The 16,664-nt window shown below is 68.5% G+C and carries 13 protein-coding genes; 8 read left to right on the top strand and 5 right to left on the bottom strand.

What is annotated here, in order from left to right; all coding sequences use genetic code 11:
• Window positions 1-56: 56 nt before the first annotated feature.
• Window positions 57-1,715 carry an alkaline phosphatase family protein gene (locus AC07UH_RS04205; protein WP_495179258.1) on the bottom strand — a complete coding sequence of 553 codons (1,659 nt, stop codon included), beginning with the start codon at window positions 1,713-1,715 and terminating at the stop codon, window positions 57-59.
• Between the two features lie 91 nt (window positions 1,716-1,806).
• Here AC07UH_RS04205 and AC07UH_RS04210 point away from each other — a divergent pair, with 91 nt between their 5' ends.
• From AC07UH_RS04210 to AC07UH_RS04235, 6 genes are all read left to right on the top strand, one after another.
• The gene (locus AC07UH_RS04210; RefSeq protein WP_495179257.1) at window positions 1,807-3,801 is read left to right on the top strand and encodes a protein-disulfide reductase DsbD family protein; all 1,995 of its coding nucleotides are present in this window, start codon (window positions 1,807-1,809) and stop codon (window positions 3,799-3,801) included.
• 117 nt (window positions 3,802-3,918) lie between these two features.
• Window positions 3,919-5,415: a circularly permuted type 2 ATP-grasp protein gene (locus AC07UH_RS04215; protein WP_495179256.1), complete on the top strand. Its 1,497-nt coding sequence runs from the start codon at window positions 3,919-3,921 to the stop codon at window positions 5,413-5,415.
• Window positions 5,416-5,566: 151 nt separating this feature from the next.
• Window positions 5,567-6,502, top strand: coding sequence for an alpha-E domain-containing protein (locus tag AC07UH_RS04220; RefSeq protein WP_038667203.1), 936 nt, complete (start codon window positions 5,567-5,569; stop codon window positions 6,500-6,502).
• Complete coding sequence (locus AC07UH_RS04225) at window positions 6,502-7,305, top strand: transglutaminase family protein (RefSeq protein ID WP_137899075.1); 804 nt, start codon at window positions 6,502-6,504, stop codon at window positions 7,303-7,305. The genes AC07UH_RS04220 and AC07UH_RS04225 overlap by 1 nt, the downstream gene beginning before the upstream one ends.
• Before the next feature lie 365 nt (window positions 7,306-7,670).
• A complete protein-coding gene (locus tag AC07UH_RS04230) occupies window positions 7,671-9,755 on the top strand; it encodes a catalase (RefSeq protein WP_495179255.1) in 2,085 nt (694 codons plus the stop codon).
• A gap of 205 nt (window positions 9,756-9,960) precedes the next feature.
• Window positions 9,961-10,944 carry a cell wall hydrolase gene (locus tag AC07UH_RS04235; protein ID WP_495179254.1) on the top strand — a complete coding sequence of 328 codons (984 nt, stop codon included), beginning with the start codon at window positions 9,961-9,963 and terminating at the stop codon, window positions 10,942-10,944.
• Between the two features lie 9 nt (window positions 10,945-10,953).
• Here AC07UH_RS04235 and AC07UH_RS04240 read toward each other — a convergent pair whose 3' ends face one another.
• The gene (locus AC07UH_RS04240; protein ID WP_495179253.1) at window positions 10,954-11,745 is read right to left on the bottom strand and encodes an arginyltransferase; all 792 of its coding nucleotides are present in this window, start codon (window positions 11,743-11,745) and stop codon (window positions 10,954-10,956) included.
• Window positions 11,746-11,966: 221 nt separating this feature from the next.
• Between AC07UH_RS04240 and AC07UH_RS04245 the strand changes: the two genes are divergently transcribed.
• Entirely contained in the window at window positions 11,967-12,212 is a 246-nt protein-coding gene (locus AC07UH_RS04245) for a hypothetical protein (RefSeq protein ID WP_495179252.1), read from the top strand.
• A 313-nt stretch (window positions 12,213-12,525) separates the two neighbouring features.
• Here the strand turns inward: AC07UH_RS04245 and AC07UH_RS04250 are convergent, their stop codons facing one another.
• Window positions 12,526-13,764, bottom strand: coding sequence for a threonine ammonia-lyase (locus AC07UH_RS04250; protein ID WP_495179251.1), 1,239 nt, complete (start codon window positions 13,762-13,764; stop codon window positions 12,526-12,528).
• A 104-nt stretch (window positions 13,765-13,868) separates the two neighbouring features.
• On the opposite strand from AC07UH_RS04250, the gene AC07UH_RS04255 reads away from it, so the two are divergent.
• Window positions 13,869-15,503, top strand: coding sequence for an amidohydrolase (locus AC07UH_RS04255; protein WP_495179792.1), 1,635 nt, complete (start codon window positions 13,869-13,871; stop codon window positions 15,501-15,503).
• A 15-nt stretch (window positions 15,504-15,518) separates the two neighbouring features.
• On the opposite strand, the gene AC07UH_RS04260 is transcribed toward AC07UH_RS04255, so the two are convergent.
• Window positions 15,519-15,689: a hypothetical protein gene (locus tag AC07UH_RS04260; protein WP_495179250.1), complete on the bottom strand. Its 171-nt coding sequence runs from the start codon at window positions 15,687-15,689 to the stop codon at window positions 15,519-15,521.
• Window positions 15,690-15,904: 215 nt separating this feature from the next.
• A complete protein-coding gene (ctrA, locus tag AC07UH_RS04265) occupies window positions 15,905-16,600 on the bottom strand; it encodes a response regulator transcription factor CtrA (protein WP_038663154.1) in 696 nt (231 codons plus the stop codon).
• Window positions 16,601-16,664 lie beyond the last annotated feature (64 nt).

A 16,664-nucleotide genomic window follows, 5' to 3' on the forward strand; every position in this document is an offset into this window, starting at 1 on the left:
CTCCTATCTGCCCCGTGCCGGATTGGCCCGGCGAGCTGGCGTGGGAGACGCGCGCCTCACCGCGCGCACGTATCTGCGGCGCCGGGGTCGAGGTCGAGGCAGCGGCCGTCGAGGCCCTTGACCGGCAGGCCGATCGTCGCCGCCAGCGTCGGGGCGATGTCGACCGTCTCCACCGACAGCGGCTGTTCGAAGCCGGGCATGGTCTTGCGCCAGAAGAGGATCGGCACGCGGCGGTCATAGTCCCACGGCGAACCGTGCGTCTCGACATAGCCGGGTCCGGGCGATTCGATCGTCGTGATGCGCGGCTTGAGCAGGACGAGCAGGTCGCCCGAGACGCCCGGGTCGAACGAGGCGCGGGCGCGTTCGAGCAGCGTCCATGTCTCGGGCGGGGTCGTCGCGAACGGCTGGGCGGCGATCTGCGCCCTGGTGAAGGCGGCGGCGACCTGCGGCTGGGCGGCAAAGCGCTTCTGCGCCTCGGCGAGCACGCGTGCGCGGTTGGCGGGCGACAGGCCCTTGGCGAGATAGACGTCGCCCTCGGCACCGACCAGCACCGGCCCCTTGAGGCCGAGCGCCGCCGATACCGCGGCGTCGACCGTCTTGATCGACGCGTCGGCGGAGACGTGCTGCTCCATCGGCATCGCATGCTGCTGCTGCCGCTCGGTCATGTCGTGCGCGCCGTGGTCGGCGGTCAGCACCACTTCGTAATCGAGGTTCCAGCTGTCGAGCGCGGCGAAGAAGCCGGCCAGCGTCTGGTCGAGCTGGTCCATCTGGATGCACATCTCGGTGCCCTGGGTGCCGAGCGAATGGCCGATATAGTCGGTCGCCGAGGCGCCGATGTCGATGATGTCGGTGGTCTGGCCCTGGCCCAGCTTCATGTCCTGGATCAGCCCGGCGGCGATCGCGAAGACCGCGGCGTCGCTGGCGGGCGAGGCGCGGAACGCCTTGAGGTCGCCCGCGGCGCGTTCGAACCGGCCCTGGCCGTAGACGGTGCCGGCGACGGTGATCGGCCGGTTCAGCGGCTGACAGAAAGCGGGCAGCGGCAGCGCCTCCTGCGGCCGGGCGATCAGCGCGGCGACCGCGTCGCGGCCGCGCTGCACCGCGCGCGGCACGGCGCGGCCGGCATAGCTGCTGTAGGTCTTGCCGTCCCACCACCACAATTCGTCGACCTTGTGGCCGCCCATCATCACCGCGGCGCGATCCTTGCCCGCGACCGAGACGACGCGGGTGGCGGGGCGCGCCGCCTTCATCATCTCGCCGAGCGTCGGCACCTTGAGATGCCTGTCGCTGTCGACGTAAGTGTTGTGGTCGGTGCCGGGGACGGTCTCGTCCTCGGTACAATAGACGGTCTTGTCGGGCCGGGCGATCGACTGGTCGATCCAGTTGTTGGCGACGATGCCGGTATGTGCGGGACGCATGCCGGTGAGGATCGTCGAATGGCCCGGGCAGGTCTCGGTCGCGGCATGGCTCTGATAGCCCGAGGGGAAGACCGCGCCGGTCAGCAGCCGCGCGAAGCCGCCGGTGAAATGGCTGCGATATTGCTGGAACAGATCGGCGGAAAACTGGTCGACCGAGATTGCGACGATCAGCCGCGGCGGCGTGGTCGGTGCCGGTGCCGGGGTGGCCGCGGGCGCGGCCGGCGCGGGCGCCTGTTGGGCGGCGGCGGGGGCCGCGGCTGCGGCGGAGGCGAGCAGGGCGGCGGCGATCAGCGCTTTCATCGGGAACACTCGTTTTACGGGGCCGGCATCGCTATGGCGATGGGCGATGGATCGGGCAACTAGGGTCGGGCGGCACGCCGCCGATGGAGCGATGCGCGCACTGTGTTGCGCGCTGATGACGTTGGCCTTGATGTGGGCGGGCGCGGCGCATGCCGATCTCGCGCCGGCGGACGGGCCGAAGCATCTCGCCATGCGGCTGGTCGCGGAAAGCGATACGCCGCGCGCCGGTGCGCCGGTGACATTGGCGATCGACACGCGGCCGGCGCCGGGCTGGCACGGCTATTGGCGCAATCCGGGCGATGCCGGCTTCGCGCCGTCCTTCGCCTGGACCCTGCCCAAAAGCGCGGCGGTCGACGGCGCGCCGCAATGGCCGGTGCCGACGACGCTGCTGATCGCTGGGCTGATGAACTATGTCTACGAGGCGCCTTATGCGCCCTTGGTAACGCTGCGCGTGCCGGCGGGGCTGGCGAAGGGCACGCCGCTGCCGGTGCGGCTGGCGATCAACTATCTCGTCTGCACCAATGCGATCTGCGTGCCCGAGCAGCAGGATCTCAGCCTCGACCTGACGATCGGTGACGGCGCGGCGGCGCATGGCGCGGACTTCGACCGCTGGCGCAGCGCGATCCCCAAGCCGCTCGACGCGGCGGGGACGTATCAGGTCAAGGACGGCAAGCTCGTCATCGCGGTGCCGCTGCCGGCGGCGGCGAAGGTGGAGAACCCCGCCTTCTTCCCGTTCGGGCCGGATATGGTCAAATATGCCGCACCGCAGACGGTGACGCGCGACGGCGACCGGCTGCTGATCGCCACCGAAGGCGCGCCCAAGGGGCGGATCGCCGGCGTGCTGCGCATCGGGCCGGACCTTGGGCTGAGCATCCACGCCGATGTGGGGACGGTGGCGCAGGCGAGCGATCGCAGCGGCTGGGCGGCGGCGCTGCTCGCCTTCGCCGGCGCGGTGCTCGGCGGGCTGATCCTCAACGTCATGCCCTGCGTCTTCCCGATCCTCAGCCTCAAGGCGCTGCACCTCGCCCGCGGCGGCGAGGACGAGCGCGCGGCGCGGATCGATGCCTTGGGCTATATGCTGGGCGCTGTGCTGATGTGCGTCGCGCTCGGCGGGCTGATCCTCGCCTTGCGCGCCGGCGGGTCGGTGGTCGGCTGGGCGTTTCAGTTGCAGGACCCGCGGATCGTCGTGCTGCTGATCGCGCTGACCTTTGCGATCACGCTCAACCTCGCCGGGCGGTTCGAGGTGCCGGTGCCGCAATTCGCGTCGCATGGCGGCGCGGCGGGGTCGGTGGCGACGGGGGCGCTGGCGGCGTTCGTGGCGACGCCGTGTTCGGGGCCGTTCATGGGCGCGGCGCTCGGTGCGGCGCTGGTGCTGCCGTGGCCGGCGGCGCTGGCGGTGTTCGCGGGGCTGGGGCTGGGGCTGGCGCTGCCGTTCCTCGCGATCGGCTTCGTGCCGGCGCTGCGGCGGCGGCTGCCGCGGCCGGGGCTGTGGATGGAGCGGTTCCGGCGCGTGCTCGCGGTGCCGATGGCGCTGACCGTGCTGGCATTGCTGTGGCTGGCGTGGCGGCAGGCGGGGGCGACCGGCTTGGCGATCGGGATCGCGACGATGGTCGTCACTGGCGTGGTGCTGAGCCTTGGCGGGCGGCGGCAGAAGCGGGGCGAGGGCTTCGGCTGGGCGCTGGCGCTGGCGGCGCTGGTGGTGCCGGCGGGGCTGGCGGCGGCGCTGACCGGTGGCGCGGCCAAGCCCGCGGCGGTCGGCGGCGACGCGTTCAGCGAGTCGCGGCTGGCGGCGCTGCGCAAGGAGGGGCGGCCGGTGTTCGCCTATTTCACCGCCGACTGGTGCCTGTCGTGCAAGGTCAACGAGGCGTCGTCGATCGACACCGCAGCGACGCGCGCGGCCTTCGCGAAGAACAAGGTCGCGGTGCTGGTGGGCGACTGGACCGATGGCGATCCCGCCTTGGGACGGTTCATCCAGTCGCACAACCGCGCCGGTGTGCCGCTGTACCTCTATTACGCGCCGGGCGCCGCCGAACCGCGCGTCCTGCCGCAGGTGCTGACCCCGGGAATGCTGGCGGGGCTGAAATAAGTCCTCCCCCAAACGGGGGCGGAATTTAGACGGTTAACGTCTTGCCAACCCTCTTGTGCGGCGCAGCGTTTCCCCGCAGCATGGAACTTGCATCACGTGGAGGGCTTTGACGTTCCGATGGGGAAACGACCGGCGTTCGACGAGATCATGGGGATGGACGGCGATACGCCGCCGCGCCCGGCATTGGCCGCCCTAGGGCGCTGGCTGGAGGAGACGCCCGACGACGAACTGCGCCGGCGACAGGAGGCGGCGGAGACGACCTTCCGCCAGCTCGGCATCACCTTCGCGGTCTATGGCGACACCGATACGCGCGAACGGATCATCCCGTTCGACATCGTGCCGCGCGTCTTCCTCGCCGACGAATGGTCGCGGCTATCCGAAGGGCTGGTGCAGCGGGTCGAGGCGATCAACGCCTTCCTCGACGACATCTATGGCGAGCGCCGCATCCTCAAGGAAGGCGTGCTGCCCGAGGACCTGATCCTCGGCAATCCGCAATTCCGCCCCGAGATCGCCGGCATGCGACCGCCGCACGGCATCTGGGCGCATATCTGCGGCATCGATCTGGTGCGCACCGGCCCGGACGAATTCTACGTGCTGGAGGACAATGCGCGCACGCCCTCCGGGGTGAGCTATATGCTCGAGAACCGCGAGGCGATGGTGCGCCTGTGCCCCGAGCTGTTCCGCGAATATCGCGTCGAACCGGTCGACAGCTATCCCGACCGGCTGCTCGAGACGATGAAGTCGGTGGCGCCGCGCGGCGGATCGTCGGGGCCGGTCTGCGTGGTGCTGACGCCGGGCCATTATAATTCGGCCTATTACGAACACAGCTTCCTCGCCGATTCGATGGGGATCGAGCTGGTCGAGGCGGCGGATCTGGTCGTCGACGACGATATCGTGTGGATGCGGACGATCGCCGGGCGGGTGCGCGTCGACGTCATCTATCGCCGCGTCGACGACGATTATCTCGATCCTTTGGTGTTCCGCGCCGATTCGATGCTCGGCGTGCCGGGGCTGATCGCCGCTTATGCCGCGGGCAACGTCGCGATCATCAACGCGCCCGGCAACGGCATCGCCGACGACAAGGCGATCTATAGCTATATGCCGGAGATCGTGCGTTTCTATTCGGGAGGCGAGGCCAAGCTGCCCAACGTCGAGACGTGGCGCTGCCGCGAGCCGCAGGCGCTGCGCTACGTGCTCGATCATCTCGACGAGGTCGTCGTCAAGCTGGTCGACGGTTCGGGCGGCTATGGCATGCTGGTCGGGCCGACCGCGTCGCGCGCCGAGATCGAGGCGTTCCGCGCCGCGCTGATCGCCGAGCCGCACCGCTATATCGCGCAGCCGACGCTGGCGCTGTCGACGGTGCCGACGCTGGCCGACAGCGGCCTCAGCCCGCGCCACGTCGACTTCCGCCCGTTCGTGCTGAGCGGATCGAAGGGCGTGCAGGTGGTGCCCGGCGGGCTGACGCGGGTGGCGCTCAAGGAAGGCTCGCTGGTGGTCAATTCGAGCCAGGGCGGCGGCACCAAGGACAGTTTCGTGCTGATGGCCGACAGTCCGTTCCAGCGGCAGACGCAGACGATGGGCGGGATGACGCAGGCGCAGGGGTTCGGGGCATGAATGCGGGAAAATTTCTCCCCGGCACGGGGAGGGGGACCGCGACGCGCAGCGGCGTGGTGGAGGGGGGCTTCCTCATACGATCGCGCTTGTGGAGCCCCCCCTCCACCAGCTTCGCTGGTCCCCCTCCCCGTGCCGGGGAGGAATGGGTATGATGCTCTCGCGGACGGCGTCGTCGCTCTACTGGCTCGGCCGCTATATCGAGCGCGCCGATTTCTTCGCGCGGCTGATCGAGGCGACCGTGCGGCTCGACGTCATGTCGTCGCGCCCGGCAGGCGAGGTGGCCTGGTCGTCGGCGCTCGCGGTCACCGATACCGAGGCCGATTTCGCGGCGCATGGCGGCGAACTGACGCAAAGCGACGTGGTGCGGTTCCTGACGCTCGACACCAGCCATGGCGGCTCGGTGATCCGCTGCCTCGATCGCGCGCGCAACAATGCCAAGGCGGTGCGCACCGCGCTGAGCCGCGAGGCGTGGACCGCGATCAACCGCGCGTGGCTGGTGTTCGAGAACCGCCACCGGATCGGCGAGACGCAGGCCACGCTGAGCCTCGTCGAGGCGGTGAAGAACGAGACGCGCGGCTTCGAGGGCGCGGTGCACCAGATGCTGCGCAACCAGTCGCACTGGTTCATCCGGCTGGGACAGGCGGTCGAGCGCGCCGACAACAGCGCGCGGCTGCTCGACGTCAAATACCATATCCTGCTGCCCGAGGGCGAGACGGTCGGCGGCGTCGTCGATCGCGACCAGTGGACGACGATCCTCCAGACCGTGTCGGCGGTCACCGCCTATCGCTGGCTCTATTCGGACGGGCTGACGCCGGCCAACGTCATCGACCTGCTGATCGCCAGCCGCGAGCTGCCGCGCAGCCTCGTCGCCTCGTCCGAGATCACCGTCGACATCCTCGGCCTGCTCGCCGAACGCACCGGCAGCCATGGCGAGGCGGACCGGATGGCGCGGATGCGCGCGGCGCGACTCGGCCGCACCCGCTCCGGCGAGGTGATCGCCAGCGGCCTGCACCAATATCTGCAGGCCTTCATCCGCGAGAACGGCCAGTTGCACGAGGCGATCGGCCGCCAGTTCCGGTTCGTCTGATGCGCCTGTCGATCGATCACCGCACCGTCTATCGCTTCAGCGAGCCGCAGAGCCGGCTGGTCCAGATGCTGCGCATGACGCCGGAGAACAGCCACGACCAGACGGTGGCGCGCTGGCGGATCGACGTCGATTGCGACGCCAGGATGCGGCGCGGGCGCGACGGCTTCGGCAATGCGGTCACGATGCTGTATGCCGAAGGGCCGATCGCCGATATCGAGATTGCGGTGCGTGGCGAGGTGCTGACCAGCCATTCCGACGGCGTCGTGCGCGGCGTCAACGAGGTGCTGCCGCCGGCGGTGTTCCTGCGCGCGACCGAGGCGACGCCGCGCGATCCGGATATCGCGGCGTTCGCCGCCGAGGTGACCGGCGCGGCGGACGGCGCGGTGGGCAAGCTGCACGCGCTCAACCGCGCGGTGAACGCCCGCTTCGCGGTCGATCGCACCCGGCCCGAGCCGGGATTGAGCGCCGCGGCGGCGTTCGCGCGGCCGGCGGCGACGTCGCGCGACCTGGCGCAGATCTTCACCGTGGCGGCGCGATCGCTCGGCCTGCCGGCACGCTACGTGTCGGGGTATAGCGTGGTCGAGGGTTCGCTGCGGCCGACGCCGCACGGCTGGGCGGAGGCGCATGTCGACGGGCTCGGCTGGGTCGGCTTCGATCCGTTCACCGGCCGGTCGCCGCAGGAAGAGAGCGTGCGCGTCGCGGCGGCGCTCGACGCCTCCGGCGCGGCGCCGGTGGCGGGATCGCGGCTCGGCGAGGGCGAGGAGGAACTCGACGTCGCGGTGACGGTGTCGGCGGCGCAATAGCGGCCTGTTCCATTTCGCAATTCTTCGCTCGCGATAGCGGGGCTGTCGCATCTGCACGCTTGTGCGTGCCTGTCGTCTTCCAAGCTTACCCCGTCACCCCGGACTTGTTCCGGGGTCCACCGGGCCACAAGAGCAGGGTGTCGAACCAAGCCTTCCTCCTCGCCGCGGGGTGGACCCCGGAACGAGTCCGGGGTGACGGGGTGGATTTGGAACACGAGCGACTTACACCCGCGTCCCTATGCGATGGCCCTGCGCTGACGGGGAGGAATTGCGGCCGGCTCCTGCGAAAGTTTCCGGCGCGAAGGCACTGACGCAGGCCAGCTTCGTTGAGAGCGGGAACCATCCCTTCGATGCGAGACACCCCCATGACCGATACGCTCCTGAACCCCGGCAACGGCGGCGAGACGCATCAGACCACCGATGCGGACCATCCGGTGCTGACCACCAATCACGGCACGCCGGTCAGCGACAACCAGAACCAGCTCAAGGCCGGGGCACGCGGTCCCGTCCTGCTCGAGGACGAGGTCTATCGCGAGAAGATCAACCATTTCGATCACGAGCGTATCCCCGAGCGGATCGTCCACGCCCGCGGCTCGGCGGCGCACGGCTATTTCGAATGCACCGAGAGCCTCGCCGACATCACCGTCGCCGACATGTTCCAGAAGAAGGGCCAGCGCACCGAGGTGTTCACCCGCTTCTCGACCGTCGCGGGCGGCGCCGGGTCGGTCGACACGCCGCGCGACGTGCGCGGCTTCGCGGTCAAATTCTACACGCGCGAAGGCAATTGGGACCTCGTCGGCAACAACATCCCGGTGTTCTTCATCCAGGATGCGATCAAATTCCCCGACCTGATCCACGCCGCCAAGATGGAGGCCGACCGCGGCTATCCGCAGGCGGCGACCGCACATGATACTTTCTGGGACTTCATCAGCCTGATGCCCGAATCGACCCATATGATCATGTGGGCGATGTCGGACCGCACGCTGCCGCGCACCTTCGCCAATATGGAGGGGTTCGGCGTCCACACCTTCCGCTTCATCAACAAGGAGGGGAAGAGCACCTTCGTCAAGTTCCACTGGAAACCGAAGGCGGGCCTCGCCTCGACGATCTGGGACGAGACGGTCAAGGTGGCGGGCGCCGATCCGGACTTCCAGCGTCGCAACCTGTTCGAGAGCATCGATCGCGGCGACTTCCCGACGTGGGAATTGGGCCTGCAGCTGTTCGACGAGGAGTTCGCCAACAGCCAGCCCTATGACGTGCTCGACGCGACCAAGATCATCCCCGAGGAAGTGCTGCCGGTGAAGATCGTCGGCCGGATGGTGCTCGATCGCTATCCCGACAATTTCTTCGCCGAGACCGAACAGGCGGCGTTCGTGCCGAGCCATGTCGTCCCCGGCATCGGTTTCTCCAACGATCCGCTGCTCCAGGGGCGGCTGTTCTCCTATACCGACACGCAATTGTCGCGTCTGGGCTCGGTCAATTTCCACCAGCTGCCGATCAATTCGGCCAAGGGCCGTGCGGCGGCGGCGGGCTGCCCGTTCCTGAACCAGCAGCGCGACGGTCACATGCAGATGGCGGTGCCCAAGGGCCGCGCCAATTACGAGCCCAACAGCCTCGCCAAGGTCGGCGAGGAAGCCGGCGCGCGCGAGGATCCGGACAAGGGCTACAAGACCTTCCCGTCGGAGGAAGAGGGGCAGAAGCTGCGCATCCGCCCGGAGAGCTTCGCCGATCACTATAGCCAGGCGCGGCTGTTCTTCCGCTCGATGGACCCGGCGGAACAGGCGCATATCGCCTCGGCATTGGTGTTCGAACTGTCGAAGGTCGGGCTGGAGCATATCCGTACTGCGATGATGGCCAATCTGCGCAACGTCGACGAGGATCTCGCCGCGCGCGTCGCCGACGGGCTGGCGATGGACCTGCCGCCCGCGTCGCCGACCGCGGCACCGGTGCTCGACATGGAGCCGTCGCCGGCGCTGCGGATCATCCGCGGGCCGCTCGAGCGCCATACGCTGGAGGGCCGTTCGGTCGGTATCCTCATCGCCGACGGCAGCGATGCCGGGGCGCTCGCCTCGCTCAAGGATGCGGTGAAGGAAGCCGGCGGCCGCGCGGTGCTGGTCGCGCCCAAGGTCGGCAAGGTGCCGCTGTCGGACGGTTCGTCGGTGGCGGCGGATTCGCAGCTGTTCGGTCAACCTTCGGCGACGCTCGACGCCTGCGCGGTCATCCTGTCGGAGGCGGCGACCGCCAAGCTCGTCAAGGAAGCCGCGGCGGTACAATGGGTGATGGATGCGTTCGGCCATCTCAAGGCGATCGGCTTCAACGCCGAGGCCAAGCCGCTGCTCGACAAGGCCGGCGTCGAGGCGGACGAGGGCGTGACCGATCTCGGCGGCTTCGTCGAGGCGGCGAAGCAGCGCTATTGGGATCGCGAATCGAAGGTGCGTACGCTGGCGTGATGTCGGTCCTTCGGGCTCCTCTTTCCCCGTCATGCCGGACTTGATCCGGCATCCCGCTTCTTCACGGTCCAAGGAAGCGGGACCCCGGCTCAGGGCCGGGGTGACGGGGTGACGGGGTGACGGGGTGGATTCGGGTATGTCCCGGTTAACCCGATCATAAGTCGGGGCGTTTATCGCCGGTCGCGTGAGACGCTGGCGGACTTCAATGATCGAACGGGGCTTTCTGGGGCTGGCATTGCTGGTCACCTCGTCGTGCGCGCCGCACCGCGAGGCGGCGACCGCCGGCGCACAGGCGCAGCCGGTGGCAAACCCGCAGCAATTGCTCCACGCTTTGGCGCTCGATACGCCGGGGCTCGCGGGATTGCCCGCGACGCTGCGCGCCTCCGTCGCCGACGATGCGGCGCCGGCGTTCGTGCAGGCCGCGCCCGCCTTCCTCGCGCAGGCGCAGAGCCAGGACGATGCGGCACGCGCCGCCGACTGCCTGACCGCCGCGGTCTATTATGAAGCGCGCTCGGAGCCGCTCGCCGGCCAGCGCGCGGTGGCGCAGGTGGTGCTCAACCGGGTGCGCGACCGCGCCTTCCCGCACAGCGTCTGCGGCGTGGTGTTCCAGGGATCGCAGCGACGCACCGGCTGCCAATTCTCCTTCACCTGCGACGGATCGATGGCCTATCGCCGCGACCCCGCCGCCTGGCAGCGCGCACGCGCGGTGGCCGAGGCGGCGCTGGCGGGCAGCGTCTATGCGCCGATCGGGGCCGCGACCTTCTATCACACCAATGCGATCCTGCCGTGGTGGGCGTCGAGCCTCGCGCGGATCGGCGCGGTCGGCGCGCATATCTTCTATCGCTGGCGCGGGGCGATGGAGGGGGCGTTGAGCTTCCGCGCCGCTTATGCCGGCGTCGAGCCGCTGCCGTTGCAACCCGATGTCGCCGATGCGGCGGCGCAGACCGCGGCGCTGTATCGCGACAGCGGCGCGGATGGCGGCGTCACCGTGCACCGCGGTCAGGTGGCGGCGATCGTCCGCCCCGATGCGCCCGCCGCCACCGCCCCCGCCCCCGCAGCGATTGCGAACGCGGTCGCCGCGCCGCGGATCACCGTCGCCGCGGGGGTGCGCGTCCATCTCGGCAGCGTCGCGCCGCAGCGCTTCGTCACCGCCGGCGCGACGGTCGGCGAAGAGACCGACCCGGGCTGATCCGCCCGGTCAGGCGGGGGCGAGCGCCGGCTCGCGCGCCGGCGCGGCGACGGCATCCTCCTCGGTGAGCAGCCGCCAGCCGTTCGGTCCGAGCACTTCGAGCGGGCGATAGCGCGTCTTGTACGCCATGCGCGCCGAGCCCTTCACCCAATAGCCGAGATAGACGAACGGCAGCCCGGCATCGCGGGCGCGGGCGATGTGATCCATGATGATGACGTTGCCGAGTCCCGGACGCGCCTCCGCCCCCTCCTCGTCGGCGGCGAAGAAGCTGTAGATCATCGACAATCCGTCCGCCTGCCGATCGGTGAGGCAGGCGCCGACCAGTTCGCCGCGCGACCCGTCGGTGGTGCGGGTGCGATATTCGACGATCATCGAATTGACCGGCGAATGCTCGATCATGTCGGCGTAATCGTCCTCGTCCATCCCGGCCATGCCGCCGCCGGGATGGCGCGCGGCGAGATAGCGGCGCAGCAACTGGAATTGCTCGTCGGTCGCCCACGGACGGCAGACGGCGATTTCGAGATCGCCGTTCCGGCGCAGCAGCTTGCGCTGGCTGGCGTTGGGCGCGAATTCCTGCGTGACGATGCGCACCGAGACGCAGGCGGTGCAGCCCGCGCACGACGGACGATAGGCGACGCCCTGCGACCGGCGGAAACCGATCCGGCTGAGCGCGTCGTTGAGCTCGCCGGCATGAGGCCCGCTCAATTCGGTAAAGACCTTGCGCTCCTGACGCCCCGGCAGGTAAGGGCAGGGGGCGGGGGTCGTGACGAAAAAGCGCGGAAAACGGAAAGGCGCAGTCACCGCCGGCAATCCCCTGGAACGTGCCACGCGCGATGCGGTGCCGTCGATCTATGAATGCACCGCGGCGCGCTGCAAAGTGGCATTCGGATCAAAAAAGGTTAATTTTCGGCTAAGTGTGTTGCCGCAACCATAGTCGGCTCCAAAACGGGACGATGTTGCGCTGCAGGAACAAAGTTGGTAACCGGTCGTTCCCGGTATCCATTCCGCTTGGAGTTTTGTTTATGTCGAAGACTTTCGCTGGTTCGCTCGCCGCCTTGGCGATGATTGCCGCTCCGGTCGCTGCTAGCGCCGCGCCTGCCAACCCCGCCGCGTCGCTGTCGGTCGCCAAGTCGGTCCGCGCCAGCGCGCCGTCGTCGAAGAAGAGCGAGCTGGCCGGTGGCGGTCTCCTCGCCGCGCTCATCGTTGCCGGCGTTGTCGCGATCGGCGTCGTCGCCGTCGTGCAGGACGGCGATTCCGACAGCAACTAAGCTGACGGTTCGACCTGACGAAACGGGGGCTGCGCCACGGCGCGGCCCCCGTTTTCGTGTGGGCGGTCGATTCGCGGACCGCCAGGGGAGGGCTGGCGCATTTGGCGACGGCGATGAGGTTCGATCGGCTTCACATCAGGGTCGTCACCCCGGACTTGTTCCGGGGTCCACCCGGCCGCGGGGGAACGATGTCGGCTCAAGCCTTTCCCCTCGCCGCAGAGTGGACCCCGGAACAAGTCCGGGGTGACGGGGTGGGTTTGGCAGACGGCGGGCTTGCTCAAATCTTCTGATGCGACAGCCCTTCCGAACGGCGCTACGCCTGTTCCACCATGCTCGTCTCATAGCCGCCGTCGCGCAGCGCGGCGATCAGGCGGTTGAGGTGGTCGCGGTCGCGCGCCTCGCATTCGATCTCGGTGAACAGGCCCTTGGCCGGCAGCGAGGTGAAGATGCGCTGGTGATAGACTTCGATGATGTTGACGCGCTGCGCGTCGAAGATGCGCGCGACATTGTAGAGCGCGCCCGGCTGGTCCTGCATCCGCACGCGCAACCGCGCCAGCCGCCCCGACCGCGCGAGGTCGCGCAGCAGCACGTTGGCGAGCAGCCGCGTGTCGATATTGCCGCCGCACAGGATGATGCCGACGGTGCGGCCCTTGAACCGCTCGGGATAGGCCATCAGCGCGGCGAGGCCGGCGGCGCCGGCGCCCTCGACGACGGTCTTCTCGATCTGGAGCAGCAGGCTGACCGCCTCCTCGAGATTGCGCTCGCCGACCAGCACGATGTCGTCGACCAGTTCGGCGACCATCCGCGCGGTGATGCCGCCCGGCTCCTTGACCGCGATGCCCTCGGCGAGCGTGTCGCCGGCGCAGGGCAGATCGGTGCCGTTGATCCGGTTGTACATCGACGGGAACAGTTCGGCCTGCACGCCGACCACCTCGATCGCATGATCCGCGGCGCGTGCGACGATCGACGTGCCCGAAATCAGGCCGCCGCCGCCGATCGGGATCAGCAGCGTGTCGAGCCCCGGCACGTCCTCCAGCATCTCGACCGCCGCGGTACCCTGGCCGGCGATGACGCGCGGATCGTCGAACGGGTGGACGAAGGTGAAGTCGCGCTGCGCCTCGAGCACGCGGGCATGGGCGTAGGCGGCGTCGAACGTCTCGCCCTCCAGCACGACATTGGCCTTGTGGCCCTCGGTCTGCATCACCTTCACCGTCGGCGTGGTACGCGGCATGACGATCGTCGCGGGGATGCCGAGCCGGTTGGCGTGATAGGCGAGGCCCTGCGCATGATTGCCCGCCGAGGCGGCGATGACGCCCTTGGCGCGCGCCTCCGGCGACAATTGCAGCAAGGTGTTGAGCGCACCGCGTTCCTTATAGGCGGCGGTGAACTGGAGGTTCTCGAACTTGAGATAGACCTTCGCGCCGGTCATCTCGCTCAGCGTCTTGCTGATCAGCGTCGGCGTGCGGACGATCGCGTCGCGGATGCGGGCATGGGCGGCGCGGACGTCATCGATGCTGACGGGCAAAGCGGTTGCGGCGGGGTTCGAGGCCATATCGGTCCCGCTAGACCATCTGGTGCGGCGGGGGAACACCGCTTATGCGGGACGGCATGGCACAATGGGTTATCAGCGGGCGCACCGGCGGCGTGCTCAAGGCGATGTTGCTGGCGACGGCATGGATGCTGCCCGCGGCGGCGGGGGCGGACGGGATCGTCGACAACGTCAACGGGCTGACGCTGAACAAGGACGGCAAGGTCGTCCGCTTCCAGGCGTTGCTGGTGACGCCCGACGGGCATGTCGCCAAATTGCTCGGCGCCAAGGACAAGCGTCCCGACAAGCTCGACTGGCGGGTCGACTTCAAGGGCAAGACGTTGCTGCCCGGGATGATCGACGCGCACGGTCATGTCATGGAACTGGGCTTTCGCGCGCTCGAACTCGATCTGTCCGAGACCAAGAGCCTCGCCGAGGCGCAGGCGAAGATCGCCGAATACGCCCGCGCCAATCCCGACAAGGCGTGGATCATCGGCGGCGGCTGGAATCAGGAGGCCTGGGGTCTCGGCCGCTTCCCCACCGCCGCGGAGCTCGACGCGGCGGTCGGCGACCGGCCGGTGTGGCTCGCGCGCGCCGACGGTCATGCGAGCTGGGGCAATAGCGCCGCATTGAAGGCGGCGGGGGTGACCGCCAAGAGCGTCTCGCCCACCGGCGGGCGGATCGAGAAGGGGGCAGGGGGCCAGCCCGCCGGCGTGTTCGTCGACGCCGCGCAGAGCCTCGTCGCCAAGGTGGTGCCGCAGCCGCTCGGCAAGGATCGCAACGCCGCCTTCGTCAAGGCGCAGACCATCCTGCTCAGTTATGGCGTCACCGCCACCGCCGACATGGGGACGAGCATCGAGGACTGGCTGACCTATCGCCGTATCGGCGATCTCGGCGGGCTGCGCGTGCGCATCATGAGCTACGGCATGGGCGTCGACACGACGGTGCAGATCGGCGGCACCGGGCCGACGCCGTGGCTGTATGCCGACAAGCTCAAGCTGGTCGGGGTGAAGCTCTATGCCGACGGCGCTTTGGGGTCGCGGGGCGCGTGGCTGAAGGCACCCTATGCCGATGCGCCGGGCCAGTCGGGTGCGGGCTTCATGACCGACACGGTGCTGCGCAACCTGATGAGCCGCGCGGCGATGGACGGCTATCAGGTCGCGGTCCACGCGATCGGCGACCGCGCCAATGCCGAGGTGCTCGATGCGATCGACGAGATGGCGCAGACCTATAAGGGCGACCGGCGCTGGCGTGTCGAGCATGCGCAGATCGTCGATCCCGTCGACCTGCCGCGTTTCGGCAAATATGGCACGATCGCCTCGATGCAGCCGACGCACGAGACCGGCGACCGGGTGATGGCGGAGGCGCGGCTGGGGCCACAGCGGCTGACCGGCGCCTATGCCTGGGCGTCGATGCTCAGGAACGGATCGAAGCTGGCGTTCGGTTCGGACTATCCGGTCGAGCGGCCCGATCCCTGGGCGGGCTGGGCGGCGTCGTTCACCCGGCAGGGCGCCGACGGCCAGCCGTTCGGCGGCTGGCGCCCGGAGGAAGCGGTGACGCGCGAACAGGGCTGGTGGGGTTTTACCGGCGGCGCGGCCTATGCCGGCTTCGCCGAGGATCGCATCGGCCGGCTCGCGCCGGGGATGCAGGCGGACTTCATCATCGTCGACCGCGATCCGTTGCTCGCCTCGCCCACCGACCTGCGCGCCACGAAGGTGCAGGAGACGTGGGTGGGCGGCTACAAGGTGTGGGAGCGGAAGTAACCGCTCCCGGGACGGTCAGAGGTCGGCACCGCCGGCGTCGATCATCTCGAGCGCATGCGCGAGGTGGACCGCGGCGATCTGCGCCGAGAAGGACTGCAATCCATCGAGCAGCTCGAGCGCGTCGAGGATCATATATTTGGCGCTCAGCGCCGCTTGATTGGTCGCGGTATCGATTGCGGTCGGCATGGGCCTGATCCTCCCCCTGTTGGTAAGTCCTTTTTATTATACGATTCTCTAAAGGGATATTAACGTTTGGGAAGCCAGGCTTCCTGATTTCGATCAGGTTTCAGGCCCGAAATGGCCGTGCCGATGCGCGCCTCCGATCCTCGCGACGCAACAAAAAAGCTGCGACATCGGTGATGCCGCAGCTCTTGTTCGCCGGACGTGGCGCAAATGTCAGATCAGGCGACTGCGCCAATTTCTTCTGGTTCGCGAAGCACATAGCCGCGACCCCAGACCGTCTCGATATAATTTTCGCCTTCGCAGGCGAGGCTGAGTTTCTTGCGCAGCTTGCAGATGAAGACGTCGATGATCTTCAGCTCGGGCTCGTCCATGCCGCCGTAGAGATGGTTAAGGAACATCTCCTTGGTCAGCGTCGTGCCCTTGCGCAGCGAGAGCAGCTCGAGCATCGCATATTCCTTGCCGGTCAGATGGACGCGGCTGCCGTCGACCTCGACCGTCTTGGCATCGAGATTGACCGCGAGCTTGCCGGTGCGGATGACCGACTGGCTGTGCCCCTTCGAGCGGCGGACGACGGCGTGGATACGCGCGATCAGCTCTTCACGGTGGAACGGCTTGGTGACGTAATCGTCGGCGCCGAAGCCGAAGCTGCGCACCTTCGAATCCATCTCGTTGATCCCCGACAGGATCAGCACCGGGGTCGCGACGCGGGCGACGCGCAGCTTCTTGAGCACGTCATAGCCGTGCATGTCCGGCAGATTGAGATCGAGCAGGATGATGTCGTAATCGTACAGCTTGCCGAGATCGAGGCCCTCTTCGCCCAGATCGGTGGTGTAGACGTTGAAGCCTTCGGTCCCGAGCATCAGCTCGATCGCCTTGGCGGTGGTCGGCTCGTCCTCGATCAACAGCACTCGCATCGCGTCGTCCCCTGCTGGCCATACCCTGAGCACCCCTGCTGCACGGCTCGACCCGATTCATTAA

The sequence above is a fragment of the Sphingomonas sp. GW821-FHT04B01 genome, assembly GCF_059420425.1.